The sequence below is a fragment of the Paenibacillus graminis genome, assembly GCF_000758705.1.
Classification (GTDB): Bacteria; Bacillota; Bacilli; order Paenibacillales; family Paenibacillaceae; genus Paenibacillus_AQ; species Paenibacillus_AQ graminis.
The window spans coordinates 402,516-420,939 of record NZ_CP009287.1 but is presented as its reverse complement, the minus strand read 5'-3'; the positions used below and the strand labels follow the sequence as shown (position 1 = coordinate 420,939).

Sequence of the window (18,424 nt, the reverse complement as noted above, 5' to 3'; positions counted from 1 at the left end):
CAACCAGTAACTGCAAATTGCTCCTGTACACAAAGATAGGGACTGGATTCACAATTTGCTTCACTCTTAGCCTGCCTTGACGCACAAGCCGCCCTTCTATGCCCCTTCCTGCTCCAGATGCAGCAGTTGGGCAGGATCAAGCAGAAGGGTCACACGATCCCCTTCCCGCACCCGCAGCCAGCGGCCGTCATTCAGCAGGTCTACCGTTAGGTGAACGCCTTCAGCCACGACAGCAGCGCGGATGATATTGCCCAGAATCGACACGGTCTGAACCTGTCCGCGCACATCCATCATGCCATCCGCATCATCCTGGATCGCTTCGCCTTCGGCCAGCAGTGTTACCGCCTCGGGGCGGATGGCAAAACGGTCGGAGCGGCTGTCAATTCTGCGGAACAGCTTGAGCGCCTCCGCCCGGTTGAAGACGTTGTAGCTGCCCATGAACCGGGCGGCGAATTCCGTACGCGGCGCGGTGTATAGCTGCTCCGGTGAGCCTTCCTGAACCATCTGTCCCTGGTTCATGATGCAGATCCGGTCCGAGAGAATCAGCGCTTCCTCCTGGTCATGGGTGACGAACAGCGTCGTCATGCCGAGCCGCCGCTGGATATCGCGGATCTCCGCGCGCAGATTCTTGCGGATTTTGGCGTCGAGCGCGCTGAGCGGTTCGTCCAGCAGCAGCAGCTTGGGCTGGACGGCCAGCGAGCGGGCCAGCGCCACCCGCTGCTGCTGTCCGCCGGACAGCGACTGCGGATAGACATCGCGCTTGTCTTCGAGATCGACCAGCGCCAGCAGCTCTTCGCACCGGCTGCGCCGGGCGGCCGGAGCAACGCCGCGCATACGCATCCCGTATTCCACATTCTGGCTGACCGTCAGATTGGGGAACAGCGCATAGGACTGGAACACCATGCCCACATCCCTGCTGCGGGGCGGCTGCTTCGTCAGCTCCTGGCCTGCGAGCAGAATGCTGCCGCTGTCCAGATCGGTCAGTCCGGCGATGCAGCGCAGGAGCGTGCTTTTGCCGCAGCCCGAAGGGCCCAGCAGTGTGACAAGCTCCCCTTCAGCGATGCTCAGCTCCACGCCGGCCAGCACCGGAACATCGCCAAACATTTTTCGGATGCCATGCAGCTTCAGATAATCATTCATTTCCGCGACCCTCCTTATATAAATTGAACTTTTTCCGATGTTAGCTTTCCTCTGGATAGCTCTCAGGGGGCCGCCTTACTTCGCCTGCCCTTTAATCTTCATCCCCAGCTTCATCAGCACCGCCGACAGCAGCAGAATAAACACGAAATAGGAGATCGCTATCGCACTGGCCAAATGTCCGCTTTCGCCGACCCGCCGGAACAAATAAACCTGAATCGTCTGGATGTGCCCCCCGACCAGCATGTTCGTCAGCACGAACTCCCCAAACAGCACAGAGAAGGACAACAGCGCGGAGACCATAACCCCCGGCCAGATATTCGGCAGAATCACATTGATAAAAGCGGACCGTCTTCTGGCCCCGAGCAGCTCGGCGGCGTTCAGCAGCTCTACAGCGGATACGCTGAGCAGACTGTTGCGGATGCCCTGATACATATAAGGCAGAATGACCACAAAATAAGCCCCGACCAGCAAATAGGCAGTCCCGGAAATGTCGAACGGGCCGGAGGAATACGCACGGATGAGCCCCACTGCCGCCACCACTCCCGGCACGGCATAAGGCAGAACGACAACCCCCTTCATGAAGCTCTCCCAGCGCGGAAAATATACTGTAATTACAAAAACTGCCGGCAGCATCACAGCGAGACTGAGCAGCACGCTGATCACACACAGATACAATGAATTCCACAGCGCCTCCAGAAAACGGATATCCTGAAACATGCCGCGGAACCAGCCTAATGTCCAACTGCGGGGGAGCAGCGTATTCTGCCAATCCTGGGCAAAAGCGTACAGCCCCGTTGCCAGCAGCGGCAGCAGCAAATAGATCATGAGAAGGAGCATGAAGGTACGCGGGGCAATACCCGCCTTGCGCGTATTCATTGTCCTGCCTCCTCCCGGACAGCGGGCCAGCGCCGCCGCAATAAACCGCTGCTGCGCTCCCGCCCGGCAGAATTCCTGCCGCCGAGCCCTTCCATCCGCTGGACCATCCGCTGATTCAGAAACACCGCCAGCAGCGTGCTCAGCGCCAGCAGAACCGCCAGGGTGCTGCCCATCTGCGGCTGGGTCACCACATCACCGGCAACGAGCGAGCCGATGCGGACGGCCAGCAGGTTATAGTTGCCCCCAACCAGCGCATAGGCGGTGGCATAGGCTCCCATGGCATTGGCGAAGAGAATGCCCAGCGTCCCGAAGATCGCCGGAGAGAGCACGGGCAGCCCGACCGTTCGCCAGAACTGCCAGGACCCTGCTCCCAGCAGAGCCGCCGCCTCCCTCCATTGCTCCCTGATGCCATAGAATGCCGGGTATAGCAGCAATAAAGCCAGCGGAATCTGGAAATAGACATACACCAGAATCAGCCCGGACCAGCTGTACAGATTGAATCCGTCAAACACGTTCCAGCCCCACTGCTTGAACAGCAGCGTGAACACACCATTGTTGCCAAGCAGAATGATATAGGCAAAAGCCAGCGGGACGCCGGCAAAGTTCGAGGTCATATTGGACAGCATCAGCAGCCGGTCCCGCACCGCAGGGGCAAAGCGCGTGATGCAGTACGCGCACACAAGCCCTACAGCCAGCCCGATCAGGCTGGAGAAGACGGATATCAGCAGGCTGTTCTTGATCGCCTGCAGATAATAGGCACTGCTCAGGGCATGCTGATAGTTGCCCAGCGTGAAGCCCGCTCCGTCCGCATGGCGGAAGCTGCCCGTCAGCATGGAAAAGACGGGCACTACCTGGAACGCCAGCACCATCAGCACGAATGGAGCCAGGGCCAGGATCAGGCCGCGTTGTCTCTTTTTCATCCTGCATGCTCCTCTCGTATGGAATAGCAAGCGGGCGCCTTTAGGCTACAGCAAAGGCGCCCCCTCATGTTCTGTATAAAACCCGCTTCCGGAACGGTTAGTTCAAATGCACAAGCACACGCTCCTGCCACAGCTGCGGAAGGCTCTTCGCGGTTTCTTCCCACACTTTGTAGTCGCCAACCGGCTTCACATTGGCGTATTCCTCTTGAGGCAGAAGTTTCGCGGCCACATCCTCCGGCAGCTTCACGCTGTCACGGATCGGACGGGCGTAACCTTTTGCCAGGTTGATCTGCCCTTCGTCACTGAGAATATACTCACGCGTCAGCTTGGCCGTATTGGGATGCGGCGCCCATTTGTTGATGACGGTCGCATAGCCGCTTACGACACTGCCTTCCTGCGGAATCGCTACGTCAAACCCGTTCTTGTCGATCTGGTCCTTATAGTTCAGCGCGTTGAAATCCCACAGCAGCGTAACTTCCACTTCGCCCTTCTCGATGTTCGCAAGCGAAGCTTCGGCGTTCGACAGCCGGCCTTTTTTGGCCAGGTCCTCAAAAAAAGCAATCCCCGGCTCAATGTTCGACTCATCCCCGCCAAAGGCAATCGCTGCGGCCAGGATAGCCATCTGGGACTGGGCCGCTTTGGTTACATCACCGACGATGATTTTATAGCTGCCGTTCTTGAGGTCCTCCCAGCTTTTGGGCGGATTTGCGACCAGCTTGGTATTAGTCAGGAACGCGATACTGCCTTGATAGCCAACGACCCAGTGGCCGTCCTTATCTTTGGCCCAGGCGGGAATTTCGTCCCAGTAGGAGGTTTTATAGGGCTGGGTTACGCCTTTATCTACTGCAACCGGACCGAAGGCAATGCCCACATCGCCAATATCCGCTGTCGGCTTATCCTTTTCCGCTTCGAACTTGGCAATCTCCTCCGCACTCGACATATCAGTATCGGTATGTGTAATTTCGTATTTAGCCGTAATATCATTCCAGGTATCCTTCCAGTTGGCCCAGGAATCCGGCATGCCTACACTGACCACAGCACCTTCTTTGGTAGCTTCCGCTTCAATTTCGCTTAAGCTCAGCTCCTTGGCCGGGGCATTGCCGTTCCCTTCATCAGCTTTGGCTTCCGAGTTGGCACAAGCGGCAAGCAACAGGACGAGCAAGGACAACAGCAGACCCATGGACAAGAATTGTGTGAATCTCTTTTTCATGATTTCCCTATCACTCCTATTTCTGATTTACGGGCTTCATCTCTGATCCAAGCTGGTTCGCTGCCCAACTGAAGTATAGGGGGCCACTGTTCGCCAGGCATTAAGTGCAATAGTAACATTTGTAAAATGCCCCCAAAAAGTGGTGCCTTTATGTGGAAGCTGATTCAGGTACTTTGCGGGGACCCCAATATCTTCTTTCTGCTATGTAAAAAAACAACCGCCCGAATACCGGGCAGTTGCTGTGTATTTTTATATTGGGCTTAGCTGTCAGGGCTAGATGCGCAGCTTCCTTATAAACCAGTCCATCATCTCCGGAAAAACTTCATCCAGATAATTCATCGTGCAGTGCTCCGCATCCTCCATATATCTCAGCGTTGCTTCCCCTTTGGCCCAGTTCATCATTTTATCTGCATGCCTCTTGGGTGAAGGCATCACCTCATCACGCCCCGCATGGAAAAAGAGCAGCGGCGAGCGCAGGGACGGAGCGTCTTCAATATCATAATTGAACTGCGGGAGCGCCGCTTCCAGCGTTTCACAGCCTGTTATATAGGTGACGCCCCGCTGCCAGATCGGATTAAGCTGCTTCAATCCCCGGATGCCGCCGATATAGCACAACCCGCTGTTGCCTACCGTACATTTCACCCGGGGATCGTGGGCTGCAGCCTCAGGCGCCAAATACCCGCCCAGACTGAAGCCGACGAGTCCGATTCTTCCGAGGTCAATCCCGCTCGGCCGCTGCTGTTCAAACCAGTCGATGACTGCCGATACCGCCGTATGGTAATCCCGGGCATCGAATTTCTGCGAGCTCCACATCTCCCCCTGGCCCGGGCCGTCAAACGTAAAGAAATTGAAGCCCTGCCGGTTAAACACCGAGCCGAAATGATGCCCTTCCGCTTCCTTAATATTATCCATGCCGTTCACGAAAATAATCAGGGGCCTCCCCTCCATGTCCGCTTTTCGTAAATAGCCCGGGATGGATATGCCGCGGTATGGAATATCCACTCGGACAGGCTTCTCCTTTTCGTTATACAGAGAGAGCGCCCGGGTATAGCTTTTCCTTGCTTTTTCCTGTGTGGCTTCTTTCTGCCGGCTGTCGATAAAAAAGATATGCTGACCCGCATGGTAGCAGGCCACCGCTTCATGGAACAAGGCTCTGGCTTTACCCAGACTGCCTTCTGCAAGTGCCTTTTCTGCTATCCGGTACACCTCATCACCCTCCGCTGTCCAGACCTCGCACCATTTCCGCCATTCTCCAATTCTCGCCACTACTCTTCTGAGTCTCCCATAATCTGTGCCAAACATTAGAAACCGGCCATACCAGCGCTGATACACTCTCTTTTCATTAAAAATAAAGCGGAATGCAAATTTTTCCTTCATGGTAAGCTCTGTCATGACCGCTCATCCCTTTCGTAGTTAAGATTTAGTAGTTATATATATAATAGCTATAACAACCATTTGGACAAAAAAATTTATTGCACGTTCCGGCAAATTTTCTCTAAGGTATGAATGAACTGTGCCAATTCTTCATCAGGGATGTCTTGCTTAAATTGTTCATTTAACTGCTGCACATGGGGGATAAGATCAGCGAATATTTCCTGTCCCGCTGCTGTCAGATAGATCTGAAAGCTCCGGCGGTCCCTGCCATGCGCTTCGCGGGCCACATATCCCTTCTTGGCGAGCACATCCAGAATACGCGTAACATTCGTCTTGTCCTTGAAGGTTCTGGCAGCAATCTCGCTCTGAATAATTCCAGGCTCCGCATACAGCACATTCAGCACCATCCATTGCTCGAAGGTCAGATCGTAGCCCTGTTCCATAAAAATAGCCAGCATCCTGCGCTTGATCAGCACCTCGCCCTTGATAATCCGGAATCCAATCAGTTCTGTATAATCAAATCCGTCAGGCATATCCTCACCGTCCTCAACAAGTTGTCACAACTATAGTAGCTGTAACAACCTTTATTTGTCAAGGACTTTTGCTGCGGCCAGCAGGCCCCCGCCACTTCATCTTCTCCGCGCCGCTACACTGACCACACCGTAGCGATAGAGTGCCTTCCGGCCAAACCAGCCGAACAGCCGGTCTGTCGCAAAACCCATGAACCCCAGGCAGAACAGCCCGACAAAAATCCAGTCCGTGCGGAAGAACAGCCGTGAATTCCAGATCAGATAGCCTACACCTTCGTTCGAAGCAATCATTTCCGCGCCGATGATGGCCATATAGGAGGTTCCCATCGCCAGCCGGAACCCCGTAAAAATATAAGGAATGGTAGCAGGAACAATCACATGCAGCAGAATCTGCCACTCGCTTGCTCCCATGCTGCGGGCGGAGCGGACTTTATCCTCCTCCACGGACATTACCCCCGTCAAGGTGTTCAGCACGACGATAAAGAAGGTGGCGTACATAATCAGTGCAATCTTCGACTGCTCCCCGATGCCGAACCAGACCAGGAACAGCGTAATGAAGGCAATCGGCGGAATGAAGCGGATAAAATTGAGGAAAGGCTCGGCAAAAATGCGGATGACGTTCACCTTTCCAATCATCAGCCCCGCCGGAACAGCCAGCAGACTGCCCAGCACCCAGCCGACAAGCACACGGTAAAAGCTAATGCCGATATACTGCATCAACGTGCCATCTTGAACCAGCTCCCGTCCGCCTTTCAGCGTAGCCCACGGTCCGGGAATGACATCAGGGCCATACAATAGAGCGCCAAACTGCCAGATGCAGAGTGCGGCAAGCCATAGCAGGGGGACGGACACCCATTTTTTCTCCACCCATTTCATTAACAGTCACACCCCGATCCTATTCTTCAAAATGGCTCTGAATTTGGTGGTACAGCGCGTAAAATTCCGGTAAGGCCACATCCCGCGGGAAAGGCAGCGGATTGTCGTAAATATCGGTAATATTGGAGGAAGGGCCAACAGACATGATGCCTATGCGCCCGCCCAGCAGCAGTGCCTCCTGAATATCATGGGTCACGAAAATAACGGTCTTATGAGTCTCACGCCAAATCTGGACCAGTTCCTTCTGCATCGTCCGCCGGGTCATCGCATCCAGTGCGCCGAAAGGCTCATCCATCAGCAGAATCGCCGGGTCATTCGCCAGCACCCGGGCCAGCTGCACCCGCTGCTTCATGCCGCCGGACAGCTCCTTGGGGAACTTGTTCTCATGACCATTCAATCCCACCAGTGCAATATAGCGGTCCGAGATCGTCTTGCGCTCCGCTTTGGGCGTCTTTTTCATCCGCAGTCCGAATTCCACATTCTCACGTACGGTAAGCCAAGGGAACAGGGAAGAATCCGCCTGCTGAAAAACAACCGCCCGGTCACGGCCGGGCTTATCCACCTCCACGTTGTCCACCCTCAGGTTGCCGCCCGATTTGGAGACAAAACCGGCGATCATATTCAGCAGTGTCGATTTCCCGCAGCCGCTCGGACCGAGCAGCACGAAGAACTCGCCGCCTTTTATGACCAGGTTCACATCCTTGATGATGTAATGAACGTCCCCGGCTGCAGGCTCGCTGTAGCTTTTACGGAGCTGCTCGATATGAATCGCATTCTGCTTGGCAGGTAAAGACATGGGGCACCTCCTGAAGTTTTCGTTATTTCGTGTACGTCAATTTATCCGGCAGCGCTTTCCTGAGCGGCTCCAGATTCAGCTTGCTGTCCAGGTCAAAATCCTGTTCGATAATGCCTGTATCGACCATATATTTCTTCTGTCCGGCGAGGCTGTCATACGCGGCCTGCGTGAATCCGACCTTCCAGGGGTTGACCGGCAGATCTTTCAGCGTGGCTTCCTTGGGCTGCTTCAATTCCTTGAACATCAGGTCGGCCACTTCCCCGGGATGCTCCTGTGCATACGCCGAAGCTTCTTCCACCGCTGCGAGGAATTGCCCGATTCCGTCATGGTTGGCCTGCACAAAAGCATTCCCAGCCACTATCCCCATCCCCAGCCGAACCGGGGTCTTGGACATGTCGGTCAGTTCATGCACACCCTCCAGCGCAGCCAGCTTATCGGTCAGCGCCGAGCCACTGAACCAGGCGGCATCCACATCGCCCTGCTTCAGTGCAATGAAGGCTTCGTCGAACGCCCCCTGCCCTGTCAGCGTTACATCGCCCAATGCGATGCCCTGCTCCTTCAGGTATTCATCCCAGAGGTACGGCAGAAAAGTGCCGCGCATGAAACTTAGGTTCCTGCCTTTTAGATCGGCGGCTGACTTGATTTCATCTTTGACGTACAGCTTCCATACCGCCGCTGCCTGGTCTGTGGCCTGGCCGGCCGAAGCGATAATCGAATAATCGCCTTTGGCAACGGCGTTCAGTACCGGGAAGTCTGCACCGAAGGCAATATCCACTTGCTTAATGAAGAGCGCATTCACTCCTTCCGCCGGAGTGCCGAAGTTAATGATCTCCGCAGCAATGCCATGCTTAGCGAAGATGCCTTTGTCCAGCGCGACCCGGAAGGTCGGGTTGGTATTAATGTCGGCAATTTTGATCTTTAGCGTCTTTGGCTTGCCGCCGTCCGCACCAGAGGACGCCGCCGCGTCCCCTTTGGAGCTGCAGCCCGAGAGAACCAGAACCAGAGATATGGATAAGAACAGAAAAGCAGAGCCGTACCATGGTTTTTTCACACTATGCACCTCTTCATTATGGATTTTCCTGATTGCTCTAACTGGTCCTCCGGCCGCTGCCCTCATTGGCAGTAGCCACACAAGCGGCGCCCTCCATAAATGGCAGTGATGTCGCTACCACTACTACAGAATCCGAACCTTTGGGAGCTGCACCTGGCACTCTGAACGTTGATACATCGATCGGCTCAATGGCAGCTTCCTCCGGCTTCACCAGCTGCGGCACCCAAACGTACGGTACGCGGTAGGAGCGGTACACCATGTTCGTATTTCTGCGGTCAGTGTAAGGCGAAATATACTCCCATACCAGTTCATGCTCCGCCGTCACCTCGAATAGGCGTCCATTGGAGCCTTCGGTAATCAGCGTGTTGCCATTTGGAAGCCGCTGCGCCGAGCTGATATACGGACTATAGAACTTGTAGGAATCGGTCGGAACGGAAAACCCCGCCTCTGCCGAGGTATACTGCCACTCGATCTCCAGTGTCACCGGATTGATCTCCAGTACCCGCGAGTGGTCGCGCAGCGCATTCTTTTGTCCAAAAGGCGAAGAGGGATTAGGCAGGCCATAGCCGCCCCAGCCGCCATTATCGAACACTAGCAGATTGCCTTCGCCTGGCAGCCCCTTCGGAATGATGTGGGCATGATGCTGGCCGATAATCCAATCGATATGCTTTACTTCCGGCGATGAATAGTCCGGCCCCAGCCGCCAGACGATAGCCCCGGTCCGCTTGTCGGTGATAGCGATAATATTCGCCTCCCGGGCGTCCCATATAATGTTGTCCGGGTGGAAACGCTCATCTCCGAGATCATAAAATTTGTTCGGTCCCACATACGAAGCCGAGTTGATATGCAGCCAGTCGCCTACACCGCCGCCCAGATCACCGAAGGAACGCGTGTTAGGATCACGGAACAGGACATTGCGTGCTGCCTCGTCAAAGCCCAGTTCATCAAAATGGTCACTGGCCGCCCATTCCCAGATAATTTTTCCTTCCCAGTCCACTTCGATAATTGTGTCATCCAGCAGCTGCTTGTCGGAAATCTGGTGGTTATGCAGATTCTTATGAGCCAGAATCAGTGTTTTACCGCTGTTAGCAGAAGGTTCCAGGCCGGGAGCATAGTAGCCGACCGGATTTCCTTCCCGCTGGTAGTCGTGATGCTGGCGTGCGTACCACAGCGGCTCATAGCCCGGGTCCTCGATCTGCTCATAGCTGTTATACTTCCAGACTACATTGCCGTCCCAGTCGACCTGAACCAGATCAACATTGTCCTGAATGCCGAATTTCGGATCTCTTCTGCCCGTACTGCCCAGCACGTAGCCTCCGGGGAGGATTTTGGCCGGAAAGCCGATCAGGCCCTGCCACAAATGCACCTCCTTGCCGCTCATATCGATCAGCACAACCCCTTCGTCGCCCGCCTGGAAAACTGTGTAGCCACTCCATGCCTTGGCAGGATTATATACTGTTGCTCCTGTCGGATATACCGTCGAATGTCCCATGATCATCTCTCCTTATAGTTTTGTCAGCACCCGTGTCCTTAATTTCACTTCGTGCAAAACTTGCCCTGAAGGCATTGGCTTAAGTTTTTTAAGCCGATGCTCCCGTTTTTAGTAGCTTCAGTAGCTAAGATAATTTTTCTTCGCGGCTGTCCGCGGCTTCTGTTCAGGGGCCTGCGGGACACGAATCTCCGCATTCTGCTGTGCCAGCTTAAGCAGAGTCTCCGAGAATCCCTCCAGATTGCTGATGATCCGTTCATAGAAACGGCTCTGCTGTTCAAGCTCTTCTTCCGTGAACCCATCGAACAGAAGCGTAATACATCGTTCCCCGATGCTGCCGTTGCGCTTCACCATCTCCCGGCCTTTGGCTGTTATGCCCATCAGTACCGTCCGGCGGTCATCCTCCTTGCGCCTGCGCACCGTATATCCGCCCGCCTCCAGCTTATCGCTCAGGGCCGTAATGGCACCCGAGGTGAAATCCAGCTGTTCCGCGAGATCGCCGAGACGCTGCTCTTCGTCGCGGATGATCTTTTGCAGAATCAGCATGCCCGGCAAAGCAATCCCTTCCACGCTCACGCGGTCGCGTTCCTTCACAAACCTGCGCACCATTTTGCGGAACAGGTAGTCGGCCTCCTGCAGCCGTTCCCACTGCTTATCATCCATGCTCTTCCCCTGCTTTCCACTCATAGGCCAACTATAAAAGGCCCCCGAAATATTCCCTGATGCGGGAAGATACTCGGGAGCCTTTGGCGGTCCAATCAGCTCGGTTATTATTTTCAAAGGTTTTATTTCACTGTTCATTTAATTAGCAGTGAAGGATTGCTGCTATCATATAACCCTTTATTCATACCTGTCAAGTAAGATTTTTTTCTAAAAAGGGAAACTGCCAGGAATAAACACTTGATACAACTTCATGGCATCACCTCCCTTCCGGGAGATTAGCCGGCCGTACTTGAACATATAAGATCCGATGACTTTGACACATCAAGACAGCCTTACAACATACGTAATAAACTGATACACATTATCCTTCAGGACTGAAACGGAGGCCAGCAGCTTCTTGCCCGAGGGACTCCAGCGGAGCTGGTCAGCCACCTCGATGTCATTCAGCACAGGCGTCTGCTCCCCGGTCTCCACTTCGGTGATGAACAGGCCGTCCTGGTCCTCAGCAGCGCTTGCGGCAGTCGTTGCATAAGCCAGCTTGCTGCCGTCCGGCGACCAGCTGGTCCCGAAGATCTGCTGGCCCGCAGCCAGCCGGGACTGCTCGCTGCCTTCACTGTCGCAGAGCAGCAGCACCATTTCTCCAGGCTTCACCCGTTCGACAATCGCCAGCCTGCTTCCATCGGGGGACGGAATAGCCCACAGCACATTCTTTTTCAACACCTTCGTCTGCTTCGTTTCCATGTCATAAGCACTCAACTGGCTGTCTTCCCCTGTGACATACAGAATCCGGCTGCCGGTCTGAATCACCTCATGAACATAGGGGACCCCGGTCTTCACCACCGTTTCCTGCTTCCCGTTCACATCCGCATTTACGATAGTCCCTTCCATATCCGGGTAAATCACATGCTCGTTGTCGGCCCAGCTCCCTTCCTCGCTTCTGAACTCCGCATCGCCCACCTTCACAGATGCTCCCGTGGACAGATTCATAATAAAGCCGAGGCCGGTAGCGTCATATAGCTCTTTGTAAAAGAGCTGCTTCTTGTCCGGAGACACCTGTGCCGCACCGTAATTTTTTTCACCCTCCTGCAGCGGCGTTTCGGTGCCTGAAGACAGTGTACGGAGGTAGAGATTATGCGGATAACGTTCCTGCCCTTCCACTGTCTGCGGGGAGAGATTGCGGTTTTCTTTATCCACCACGATCGTATCCTCACCGGCAAAATCGGTCCCGCGAACGCCCTCAATCTTGTCGATGCCCTCCAGCTTCAGCTTCGTGTAGACCGATTCGCTGGTGTTGTCTATGACTGTGATTTTCTGGCCGGATTTCTCGACCGTCTGCCGTGTTTCGGTATTCTCCGGACGGCAGGCAGCCATGGATAGCAGAACCGCACTGCACAGCAGAATCATGCCCGTTTTTCTAAGCTTGCGCCTTTTATTCGAATTCATAGATGATCCCCCCAGGTTGTGTTGCTCCCAGCATACCGGATGCTTATTTCCAAATGACCCGCCAAATGTATCCAAGTTGTAAACTTAAGCCCTTCAGGGCATTACGGGAAAAGACAGCTGAAACGCCGTTCCCTCACCGTCCGCCTCCAGCAGTTCAATCGTTCCGTTCTGCTTCTCCACCAGATTGCGGACAAGGGACAGTCCCAGTCCTGTACCGCCCGATTGTCTGGAACGGTCGCGGTTGACCGTGTAAAAGGGCTCGAAGATCTTGTCCCTGGACGCTGCCGGAATGCCAATGCCGGAATCCCTGACGGTGATCCAGACCCGGTGATTCCTGACTTCACTGTGAAGATACACCGTCCCTTGCGGGATATTATATTTGATCGCATTATCCAGCAGATTGATGAAGATATGCATGAAGCTTTCCTTATCGATCCAGATATGCGCAGGCTCTGCGTCCAATGTAATCTTCAGACCATACCGCTCCGCCTTGCCCTTCATGCGGCTGCAGATATCCTGCAGTACGTCCGCCACCTCCAGCAGCTCAGCCTGAGATTCAAAATCATATTTCTCCAGCGCCGTCAGCTGCAGCACCTTCTCCACCATTTCATAGAGCCTCTGGGTCTCCTTGGCAATGCTGAGCTTCGCGTCGGACAGCAGCTTTGGATCATCATCGTACATATTCAAGAGGTCGACATAAGCCTTGATCGAAGTCAGCGGCGTCTTGAACTCATGGCTGATATTGCCGATGTACTGCTTCTGCTGCTGCTCCAGCGCCTGCAGCTTCTGCACGGCTAGCTGCAGCTTGCGCTGCTCCTCATCCTTCGCGGCAATGCTGGTGTCAATCTCCCGGCTCATGAAGTAAATGCCTTCGGCCAGCTCGCCCAGCTCATCCTTCCGCTTCACTGGCGGCGCGGAAATGTACTCGGCACGGCGGATCGATTCCGCCGCTTTCTTCAGCCGCCCGATTGCCGCTGCGGCCTTGTTGAAATACAGGTAGCCGCCAATAAAGCTCAGGACCAGGACTGCGGCGCCTGTGGTCAGGAAAAGATTCAGCAGCGTCCGCTGGAAGCTCCGGGCCTCCTGCAGCGGATACTCCAGCTGCACTACCCCCATCTGGTGCTCCGGTCCCTGCAGCGGCGCCAGATAGAGCAGGGTATCGCCTGAGCTTTGGTAGGCGATTTTGTTCTGCAGCGCATAGGCCAGCGCATCAGCAGGCTTCCGCTCCGCAGCAGGCTCTCCCTTCTGCAGCGACGTCCCTACCTGCTGTCCCTTGGTGTCGTACAGCGTCACTTGCAGCCCGGTGAACCCGGACAGCTCTGCGGCCAGCGCTTTCCCCCGCTGACGCATGAATTCCTGCGGCGTAAGGCGGGTCCCGGTATAATAGGTCTGCTTGACCCGCAGATTCACCGTTTTGACATGCTGGGCCAGCGCGTTCTCCGTCTGCGCCTGCTGGTTCCGACCAACTCCGTGCAGCACGAAATAGCTCAGAATGCTAACCGATAAAATCAGCAGCACTGCCAGGAACAGGCTGAACTTCAGCTTGATGCTGATCCTCATGCGAAGCTCCCCGCCGGAACGGCCTTATAGCCGACCCCATAGACGGTCTGGAGGATATTCTGGTAGGGGTCGCCCAGCTTTTTGCGCAGCCGCTGGATGTGGATGTCCACGGTGCGCGTGCCGCCCGCATAGTCCATCTCCCAGACCTGCTCCAGCAGCTCTTCCCGCATATAGACGCGCTGCGGATGGGAGAGCAGCAGGAGCAGCAGGTCGAATTCCTTCGGTGTCAGCTCCAGCTGCTCCTCCCCAAGCTGAACGGAACGCCGGTCCGCGTGAACCCGCAGCGCACCATATTGGATCAGCCCGCCTTTGACCTCGGCCGTATTCTTGTCCAGCCTGCGCAGCAGCGCCTTCACCCGGGCCAGCAGCTCGCGGACCTCGAACGGCTTGGTCATATAATCATCCGCACCCAGCTCCAGGCCGACGATTTTATCAACGATATCATTTTTGACGGTAAGCAGTATAATTCCGATGTCATCGCGGTCCTCCAGCTTGCGGCACACTTCATAGCCATTCAGCTTCGGCATCATCACATCCAGCACCATCACATTCGGATGAAAAGTCTGCGCCTTGGCAAGCGCCTCCTCGCCGTCCCCGGCGGTATCCACCTCATAGCCTTCACGCCTCAGCGCATAGGCAATCGCATTTACAATACCCGGCTCGTCATCAACTACCAGCACTTTTTTGGTCATTGTAGGTTCACCTCTTCCGCTTGCGGTTATTTATTTCATGGCCCTGGTCCTCACCGGCGAACTCATGTCCCCCAAGTAAATCTATGGCACCAAGAGCCTATACATCCTGCTTGTTCCTAATAAAATCATAATATACACGCAGGCCCATGCCCTTTACCTTTGTCCCTGAACTCTACAACTACTCATGGTATGCTCCTGCGGTACGATTCCGGTCTGGTCCTAGTAATAATGGTCTTTGCTAATAAGATACATCAAAATGTCAGCTGTTTGTGTATTGGCAAATACACTGCGGAGGCCGTATATTTCCAGATGTGCCTGGCCCTGAAAAGTTCCCGCTGGCTAAAAATAGTTGAGCCCTCTTTGTAATCATAAACGTAGTACCGGGGAGAGATTCATTTCTTTAGGTTATCTTAAAGAAGAGTTAAGCTTAACCTCAGCTTTGCCGGTTAGAATGAAAATAAGCCTAAAGCCCTTAACTACCGTAACTAATGACCCTGACCGATATAATAAAATCTGAAAAGAGGATGAATGATGAATATTAAACGAGTGATGATTGTCGGGACAATGATTGTGGCCATCTCCTTTGGAGGGACTGCCTGGGGCAAGCCCGCCCTAAATGCGAGTCCGGTCGCCAAATGGTCTGCCACTAGTGTAGCCGATAAAGATGATTTATTAAAAGCGCTGAATCAGTCCTCCGATGTGGAACTGTATGACGCACTGTATGATGGCAAGTCTCTGATGGATATCGCCGAAGAGAACGGCGGGAATATTGCAGGTGTCATTGATTTGCAGGTGAGCCAGCTCACAGAGCAGTTGAATCAGCGCCTTGCAAGCGGCAGCATCACCCGCCAGCAATACACCGCGCAAAAAGCCGAATTGAAAGAGATCGTAACACAAAGTGTGATGACCTCATTCGGTTGACAGAGGGTACATACACTCTACACCCGACGGGCCGTTCCGTCTCTATAGGGTCTTGAAAAACAGGCTGTCCTCTCCGCAGAATATCTGCTTAGGGGACAGCCTGTTTATTGCCAGCGGCGGGCGGCCTACGGGAGGCAGGGGCCTGGAGGAGGGCCGTGAGGAGGGCCGTGAGGAGGGCCGTGAGGAGGGCCGTGAGGAGGGCCGTGAGGAGGGCCGTGAGGAGGGCCGTGAGGAGGGCCGTGAGGAGGGCCGTGAGGAGGGCCGTGAGGAGGGCCGTGAGGAGGGCCGTGAGGAGGGCCGTGAGGAGGGCCGTGAGGAGGGCCGTGAGGAGGGCCGTGAGGAGGGCCGTGAAACAACGGCACTTCTGCCGTTGTTTCACGCCCTGCGGCCTGCGGCGGCTCCGACAACGGCACTTCTGCCGTTGTTTCACGCCCTGCCGCTTGCGGCGGCTCCGACAACGGCATTTCTGCCGTTGTTTCACGCCCTGCCGCTTCGGCGGCTCCAGCAACGGCACTTCTGCCGTTGTTTCACGCCCTGCCGCTTCGGCGGCCCCGACAACGGCACTTCTGCCGTTGTTTCATGCCCTGCCGCTTGCGGCGGCTCCGACAACGGCATTTCTGCCGTTGTTTCACGCCCTGCCGCTTGCGGCGGCTCCGACAACGGCATTTCTGCCGTTGTTTCACGCCCTGCCGCTTCGGCGGCCCCGACAACGGCACTTCTGCCGTTGTTTCATGCCCTGCCGCTTGCGGCGGTTCCAGCAACGGCATTTCTGCCGTTGTTTCACGCCCTGCCGCTTCGGCGGCCCCAGCAACGGCATTTCTGCCGTTGTTTCACGCCCTGCCGCTTCGGCGGCCCCAGCAACGGCATTTCTGCCGTTGTTTCACGCCCTGCCGCTTTCGGCGGCTCCAGCAACGGCATTTCTGCCGTTGTTTCATGCCCTGCGGCCTGCGGCGGCTCCGACAACGGCATTTCTGCCGTTGTTTCACGCCCTGCCGCTTGCGGCGGTTCCAGCAACGGCATTTCTGCCGTTGTTTCATGCCCTGCGGCCTGCGGCGGCTCCGACAACGGCATTTCTGCCGTTGTTTCACGCCCTGCCGCTTGCGGCGGTTCCAGCAACGGTACTTCTGCCGTTGTTTCACGCCCTGCCGCTTGCGGCGGCTCCGACAACGGCACTTCTGCCGTTGTTTCATGCCCTGCCGCTTGCAGCAGGCAGTGTCCTGTCAAGAAGTTTGTGTGAGGAGGGTATGCCTTCTTGGCCCTTCGTTTGCTGCTTAGGTGGAAAAAGTATCCCTAATTTGCTTAAGCACCAAGCAGCCCGGCAGGCTAAGTGGAAAAAGGGACACTAATCCAGTCCGTTTCGCTCCAGATAAGGGAATATTGCTGAATTAAGTTCCCTTTTGAAAGTAGAATAAAAAGTGGACACCCGTTAAGAGAGTATGAATAATGAACTTAACGAGGAGGTGTTCACATGGGTGAACAACGGCAACGGTATAATGAAAAATTTAAAAGAGAAGCGGTCAAGTACATTCAGGAACAGACGAAGACGGTGACGGAGATTGGGGAGGAGCTGGGCATCTCCCCTGGCGTACTGCACAACTGGCTGGCAAAGTATCGGGAGTTCGGGAATGAACCTGTAAACAGTGCGGAAAAAGTTCGCGAACTTGAGCAGCGACTGGCGGAACAAGAACAAGAATTACAGGCAAGGGCGCAGCGAATTGCAGACGTCGAAGAGGAGCTCGCCATCGTAAAAAAAGCTGTGCACATCTTCAGCAAACCAAAGAACTGAGATTTCAGTTCATCGAAGATCATCGCTCCGAGTTTCGAATGGAGAAGATGTGCAGCGTTTTTGAAGTGTCCCGGAGCGGGTATTACAAATGGCGAAGTGCTACCTCGAGCCCTCAAGCCGAGCGTAAGGCGCTAGTGCTCCGGCGGATCATCTATCATTTCAAGGACAACAGACAACGTTATGTTAGCCCCAAAATTACCGAGCTTTTGCTGAAAGAAGGGTTCACCATTAGCGAGCGGACGGTAGGAAAATACATGCGAGAGCTCGGATTACGTTCCTGTGTAGCCAAGCGGTTTCGTGTAAAAACGACGGATTCCAATCACAATTTGCCCATTGCTCCCAATCTGCTGAATCAAAAATTTGCGACGGCTGAGCCTAACAAAGTCTGGGTCACAGACATTACCTACATTCCCTGCCGGCAAGGAAGGCTGTACCTGGCCAGTGTGCTCGACCTCTGCACGAGAGAAATTGTCGGCTGGAGACTGGAGGAACGAATGACGACGGATCTGGTACTGGGCGCACTGGACGACGCCTACAAGGCCAAGCGGCCCCCAAAGGGACTCATCCATCACTCCGATCGGGGATCACAGTACGCCTCTGCCGATTACCGTAAACGTCTGAAAAAATATCACATGAAGGCGAGCATGAGCCGTAAGGGAAATTGCTATGATAATGCCTGCATCGAATCCTTTCATAGCGTACTAAAGAAAGAGTTTGTTTATTGCACCAAGTTCAAAACGAAGCAGCACGCGCAGGACGAGATGTTCCAGTACATTGAATTTTTTTATAACCGCAAGCGAATCCACAGTGCGCTGGGTTATGTTTCCCCTGCCCAATTTGCAGCGAAGTTCAAGAAGAGAAAGACTGCATAAATCTATTTTTTTGTGTCCACTTTCTTGACGGAAGTCCATTTTTCCACCTGAGCCTCGAAATTGTTGATTTCTGAGGAATTTAAGTTCCCTTTTTCCACTTGGATTACCTTCTCATTCCACCACTAGCCTACTTCTGGCGAAATCAAAAGGTATTTCTGACTCTCATTTGGCCCAGTAGCCCGGTTCTCCGAAATCAGAGATCCTTTATCCCTTGGGACAGCGCCA

Annotated in this window: 18 protein-coding genes; 4 read left to right on the top strand and 14 right to left on the bottom strand. The window is 54.6% G+C overall.

Translation table 11 applies throughout. From position 1 onward, the window contains the following. Positions 1-96: 96 nt before the first annotated feature. The 14 genes from PGRAT_RS01875 to PGRAT_RS01810 form a co-directional block, all read right to left on the bottom strand. Positions 97-1,140, bottom strand: a complete 1,044-nt coding sequence (locus PGRAT_RS01875; RefSeq protein WP_042265912.1) for an ABC transporter ATP-binding protein — start codon at positions 1,138-1,140, stop codon at positions 97-99. 75 nt (positions 1,141-1,215) lie between these two features. After that, positions 1,216-2,016, bottom strand: coding sequence for an ABC transporter permease (locus tag PGRAT_RS01870; RefSeq protein WP_025707356.1), 801 nt, complete (start codon positions 2,014-2,016; stop codon positions 1,216-1,218). Beyond that, the gene (locus tag PGRAT_RS01865) at positions 2,013-2,936 is read right to left on the bottom strand and encodes an ABC transporter permease (RefSeq protein WP_042265910.1); all 924 of its coding nucleotides are present in this window, start codon (positions 2,934-2,936) and stop codon (positions 2,013-2,015) included. Before PGRAT_RS01865 ends, PGRAT_RS01870 begins: the two co-directional genes overlap by 4 nt. A 97-nt stretch (positions 2,937-3,033) precedes the next feature. Further along, on the bottom strand, positions 3,034-4,146 hold the full coding sequence (locus tag PGRAT_RS01860; protein WP_025708431.1) for an ABC transporter substrate-binding protein: 1,113 nt from the start codon (positions 4,144-4,146) through the stop codon (positions 3,034-3,036). Positions 4,147-4,419: 273 nt separating this feature from the next. Continuing rightward, positions 4,420-5,538, bottom strand: coding sequence for an alpha/beta hydrolase family protein (locus tag PGRAT_RS01855; RefSeq protein WP_025708430.1), 1,119 nt, complete (start codon positions 5,536-5,538; stop codon positions 4,420-4,422). A 77-nt stretch (positions 5,539-5,615) separates the two neighbouring features. Next, positions 5,616-6,053: a MarR family winged helix-turn-helix transcriptional regulator gene (locus PGRAT_RS01850; protein WP_025708429.1), complete on the bottom strand. Its 438-nt coding sequence runs from the start codon at positions 6,051-6,053 to the stop codon at positions 5,616-5,618. Positions 6,054-6,149: 96 nt separating this feature from the next. Further along, positions 6,150-6,926 (bottom strand): ABC transporter permease, encoded by a 777-nt coding sequence (locus tag PGRAT_RS01845; protein WP_025708428.1) that lies wholly within the window; start codon positions 6,924-6,926, stop codon positions 6,150-6,152. 19 nt (positions 6,927-6,945) lie between these two features. After that, positions 6,946-7,722, bottom strand: a complete 777-nt coding sequence (locus PGRAT_RS01840) for an ABC transporter ATP-binding protein (protein WP_025708427.1) — start codon at positions 7,720-7,722, stop codon at positions 6,946-6,948. 22 nt (positions 7,723-7,744) lie between these two features. Beyond that, positions 7,745-8,773, bottom strand: coding sequence for an ABC transporter substrate-binding protein (locus PGRAT_RS01835; protein WP_025708426.1), 1,029 nt, complete (start codon positions 8,771-8,773; stop codon positions 7,745-7,747). 37 nt (positions 8,774-8,810) lie between these two features. Then, positions 8,811-10,265: an aryl-sulfate sulfotransferase gene (locus tag PGRAT_RS01830; protein ID WP_025708425.1), complete on the bottom strand. Its 1,455-nt coding sequence runs from the start codon at positions 10,263-10,265 to the stop codon at positions 8,811-8,813. A gap of 117 nt (positions 10,266-10,382) precedes the next feature. Beyond that, the gene (locus tag PGRAT_RS01825) at positions 10,383-10,925 is read right to left on the bottom strand and encodes a MarR family winged helix-turn-helix transcriptional regulator (protein WP_025708424.1); all 543 of its coding nucleotides are present in this window, start codon (positions 10,923-10,925) and stop codon (positions 10,383-10,385) included. Between the two features lie 321 nt (positions 10,926-11,246). Beyond that, complete coding sequence (locus PGRAT_RS01820; protein WP_025708423.1) at positions 11,247-12,368, bottom strand: TolB family protein; 1,122 nt, start codon at positions 12,366-12,368, stop codon at positions 11,247-11,249. Positions 12,369-12,461: 93 nt separating this feature from the next. After that, positions 12,462-13,928 carry a sensor histidine kinase gene (locus tag PGRAT_RS01815; RefSeq protein ID WP_025708422.1) on the bottom strand — a complete coding sequence of 489 codons (1,467 nt, stop codon included), beginning with the start codon at positions 13,926-13,928 and terminating at the stop codon, positions 12,462-12,464. Beyond that, on the bottom strand, positions 13,925-14,620 hold the full coding sequence (locus tag PGRAT_RS01810) for a response regulator transcription factor (protein WP_025708421.1): 696 nt from the start codon (positions 14,618-14,620) through the stop codon (positions 13,925-13,927). The genes PGRAT_RS01815 and PGRAT_RS01810 overlap by 4 nt, the downstream gene beginning before the upstream one ends. Before the next feature lie 531 nt (positions 14,621-15,151). Between PGRAT_RS01810 and PGRAT_RS01805 the strand changes: the two genes are divergently transcribed. From PGRAT_RS01805 to PGRAT_RS01790, 4 genes are all read left to right on the top strand, one after another. Beyond that, positions 15,152-15,541: an SHOCT domain-containing protein gene (locus PGRAT_RS01805; protein ID WP_025708420.1), complete on the top strand. Its 390-nt coding sequence runs from the start codon at positions 15,152-15,154 to the stop codon at positions 15,539-15,541. Positions 15,542-15,593: 52 nt separating this feature from the next. Beyond that, a complete protein-coding gene (locus PGRAT_RS33920) occupies positions 15,594-16,778 on the top strand; it encodes a hypothetical protein (protein ID WP_179945396.1) in 1,185 nt (394 codons plus the stop codon). Between the two features lie 231 nt (positions 16,779-17,009). After that, a complete protein-coding gene (locus PGRAT_RS33960) occupies positions 17,010-17,327 on the top strand; it encodes a transposase (protein ID WP_042265905.1) in 318 nt (105 codons plus the stop codon). Then, complete coding sequence (locus PGRAT_RS01790) at positions 17,234-18,199, top strand: IS3 family transposase (protein WP_218918645.1); 966 nt, start codon at positions 17,234-17,236, stop codon at positions 18,197-18,199. The genes PGRAT_RS33960 and PGRAT_RS01790 overlap by 94 nt, the downstream gene beginning before the upstream one ends. Positions 18,200-18,424 lie beyond the last annotated feature (225 nt).

Bases quoted from the DNA above. Each gene is read 5' to 3' on its own strand.
- PGRAT_RS01865 (WP_042265910.1), bottom strand. From the start codon at position 2,936: ATGAAAAAGAGACAACGCGGCCTGATCCTGGCCCTGGCTCCATTCGTG.
- PGRAT_RS01815 (WP_025708422.1), bottom strand. From the start codon at position 13,928: ATGAGGATCAGCATCAAGCTGAAGTTCAGCCTGTTCCTGGCAGTGCTG.
- PGRAT_RS01840 (WP_025708427.1), bottom strand. From the start codon at position 7,722: ATGTCTTTACCTGCCAAGCAGAATGCGATTCATATCGAGCAGCTCCGT.
- PGRAT_RS01805 (WP_025708420.1), top strand. From the start codon at position 15,152: ATGAATATTAAACGAGTGATGATTGTCGGGACAATGATTGTGGCCATC.
- PGRAT_RS01820 (WP_025708423.1), bottom strand. From the start codon at position 12,368: ATGAATTCGAATAAAAGGCGCAAGCTTAGAAAAACGGGCATGATTCTG.
- PGRAT_RS01875 (WP_042265912.1), bottom strand. From the start codon at position 1,140: ATGAATGATTATCTGAAGCTGCATGGCATCCGAAAAATGTTTGGCGAT.
- PGRAT_RS01830 (WP_025708425.1), bottom strand. From the start codon at position 10,265: ATGGGACATTCGACGGTATATCCGACAGGAGCAACAGTATATAATCCT.
- PGRAT_RS01810 (WP_025708421.1), bottom strand. From the start codon at position 14,620: ATGACCAAAAAAGTGCTGGTAGTTGATGACGAGCCGGGTATTGTAAAT.
- PGRAT_RS01825 (WP_025708424.1), bottom strand. From the start codon at position 10,925: ATGGATGATAAGCAGTGGGAACGGCTGCAGGAGGCCGACTACCTGTTC.
- PGRAT_RS01850 (WP_025708429.1), bottom strand. From the start codon at position 6,053: ATGCCTGACGGATTTGATTATACAGAACTGATTGGATTCCGGATTATC.
- PGRAT_RS01855 (WP_025708430.1), bottom strand. From the start codon at position 5,538: ATGACAGAGCTTACCATGAAGGAAAAATTTGCATTCCGCTTTATTTTT.
- PGRAT_RS01860 (WP_025708431.1), bottom strand. From the start codon at position 4,146: ATGAAAAAGAGATTCACACAATTCTTGTCCATGGGTCTGCTGTTGTCC.
- PGRAT_RS33960 (WP_042265905.1), top strand. From the start codon at position 17,010: ATGGGTGAACAACGGCAACGGTATAATGAAAAATTTAAAAGAGAAGCG.
- PGRAT_RS01845 (WP_025708428.1), bottom strand. From the start codon at position 6,926: ATGAAATGGGTGGAGAAAAAATGGGTGTCCGTCCCCCTGCTATGGCTT.
- PGRAT_RS01870 (WP_025707356.1), bottom strand. From the start codon at position 2,016: ATGAATACGCGCAAGGCGGGTATTGCCCCGCGTACCTTCATGCTCCTT.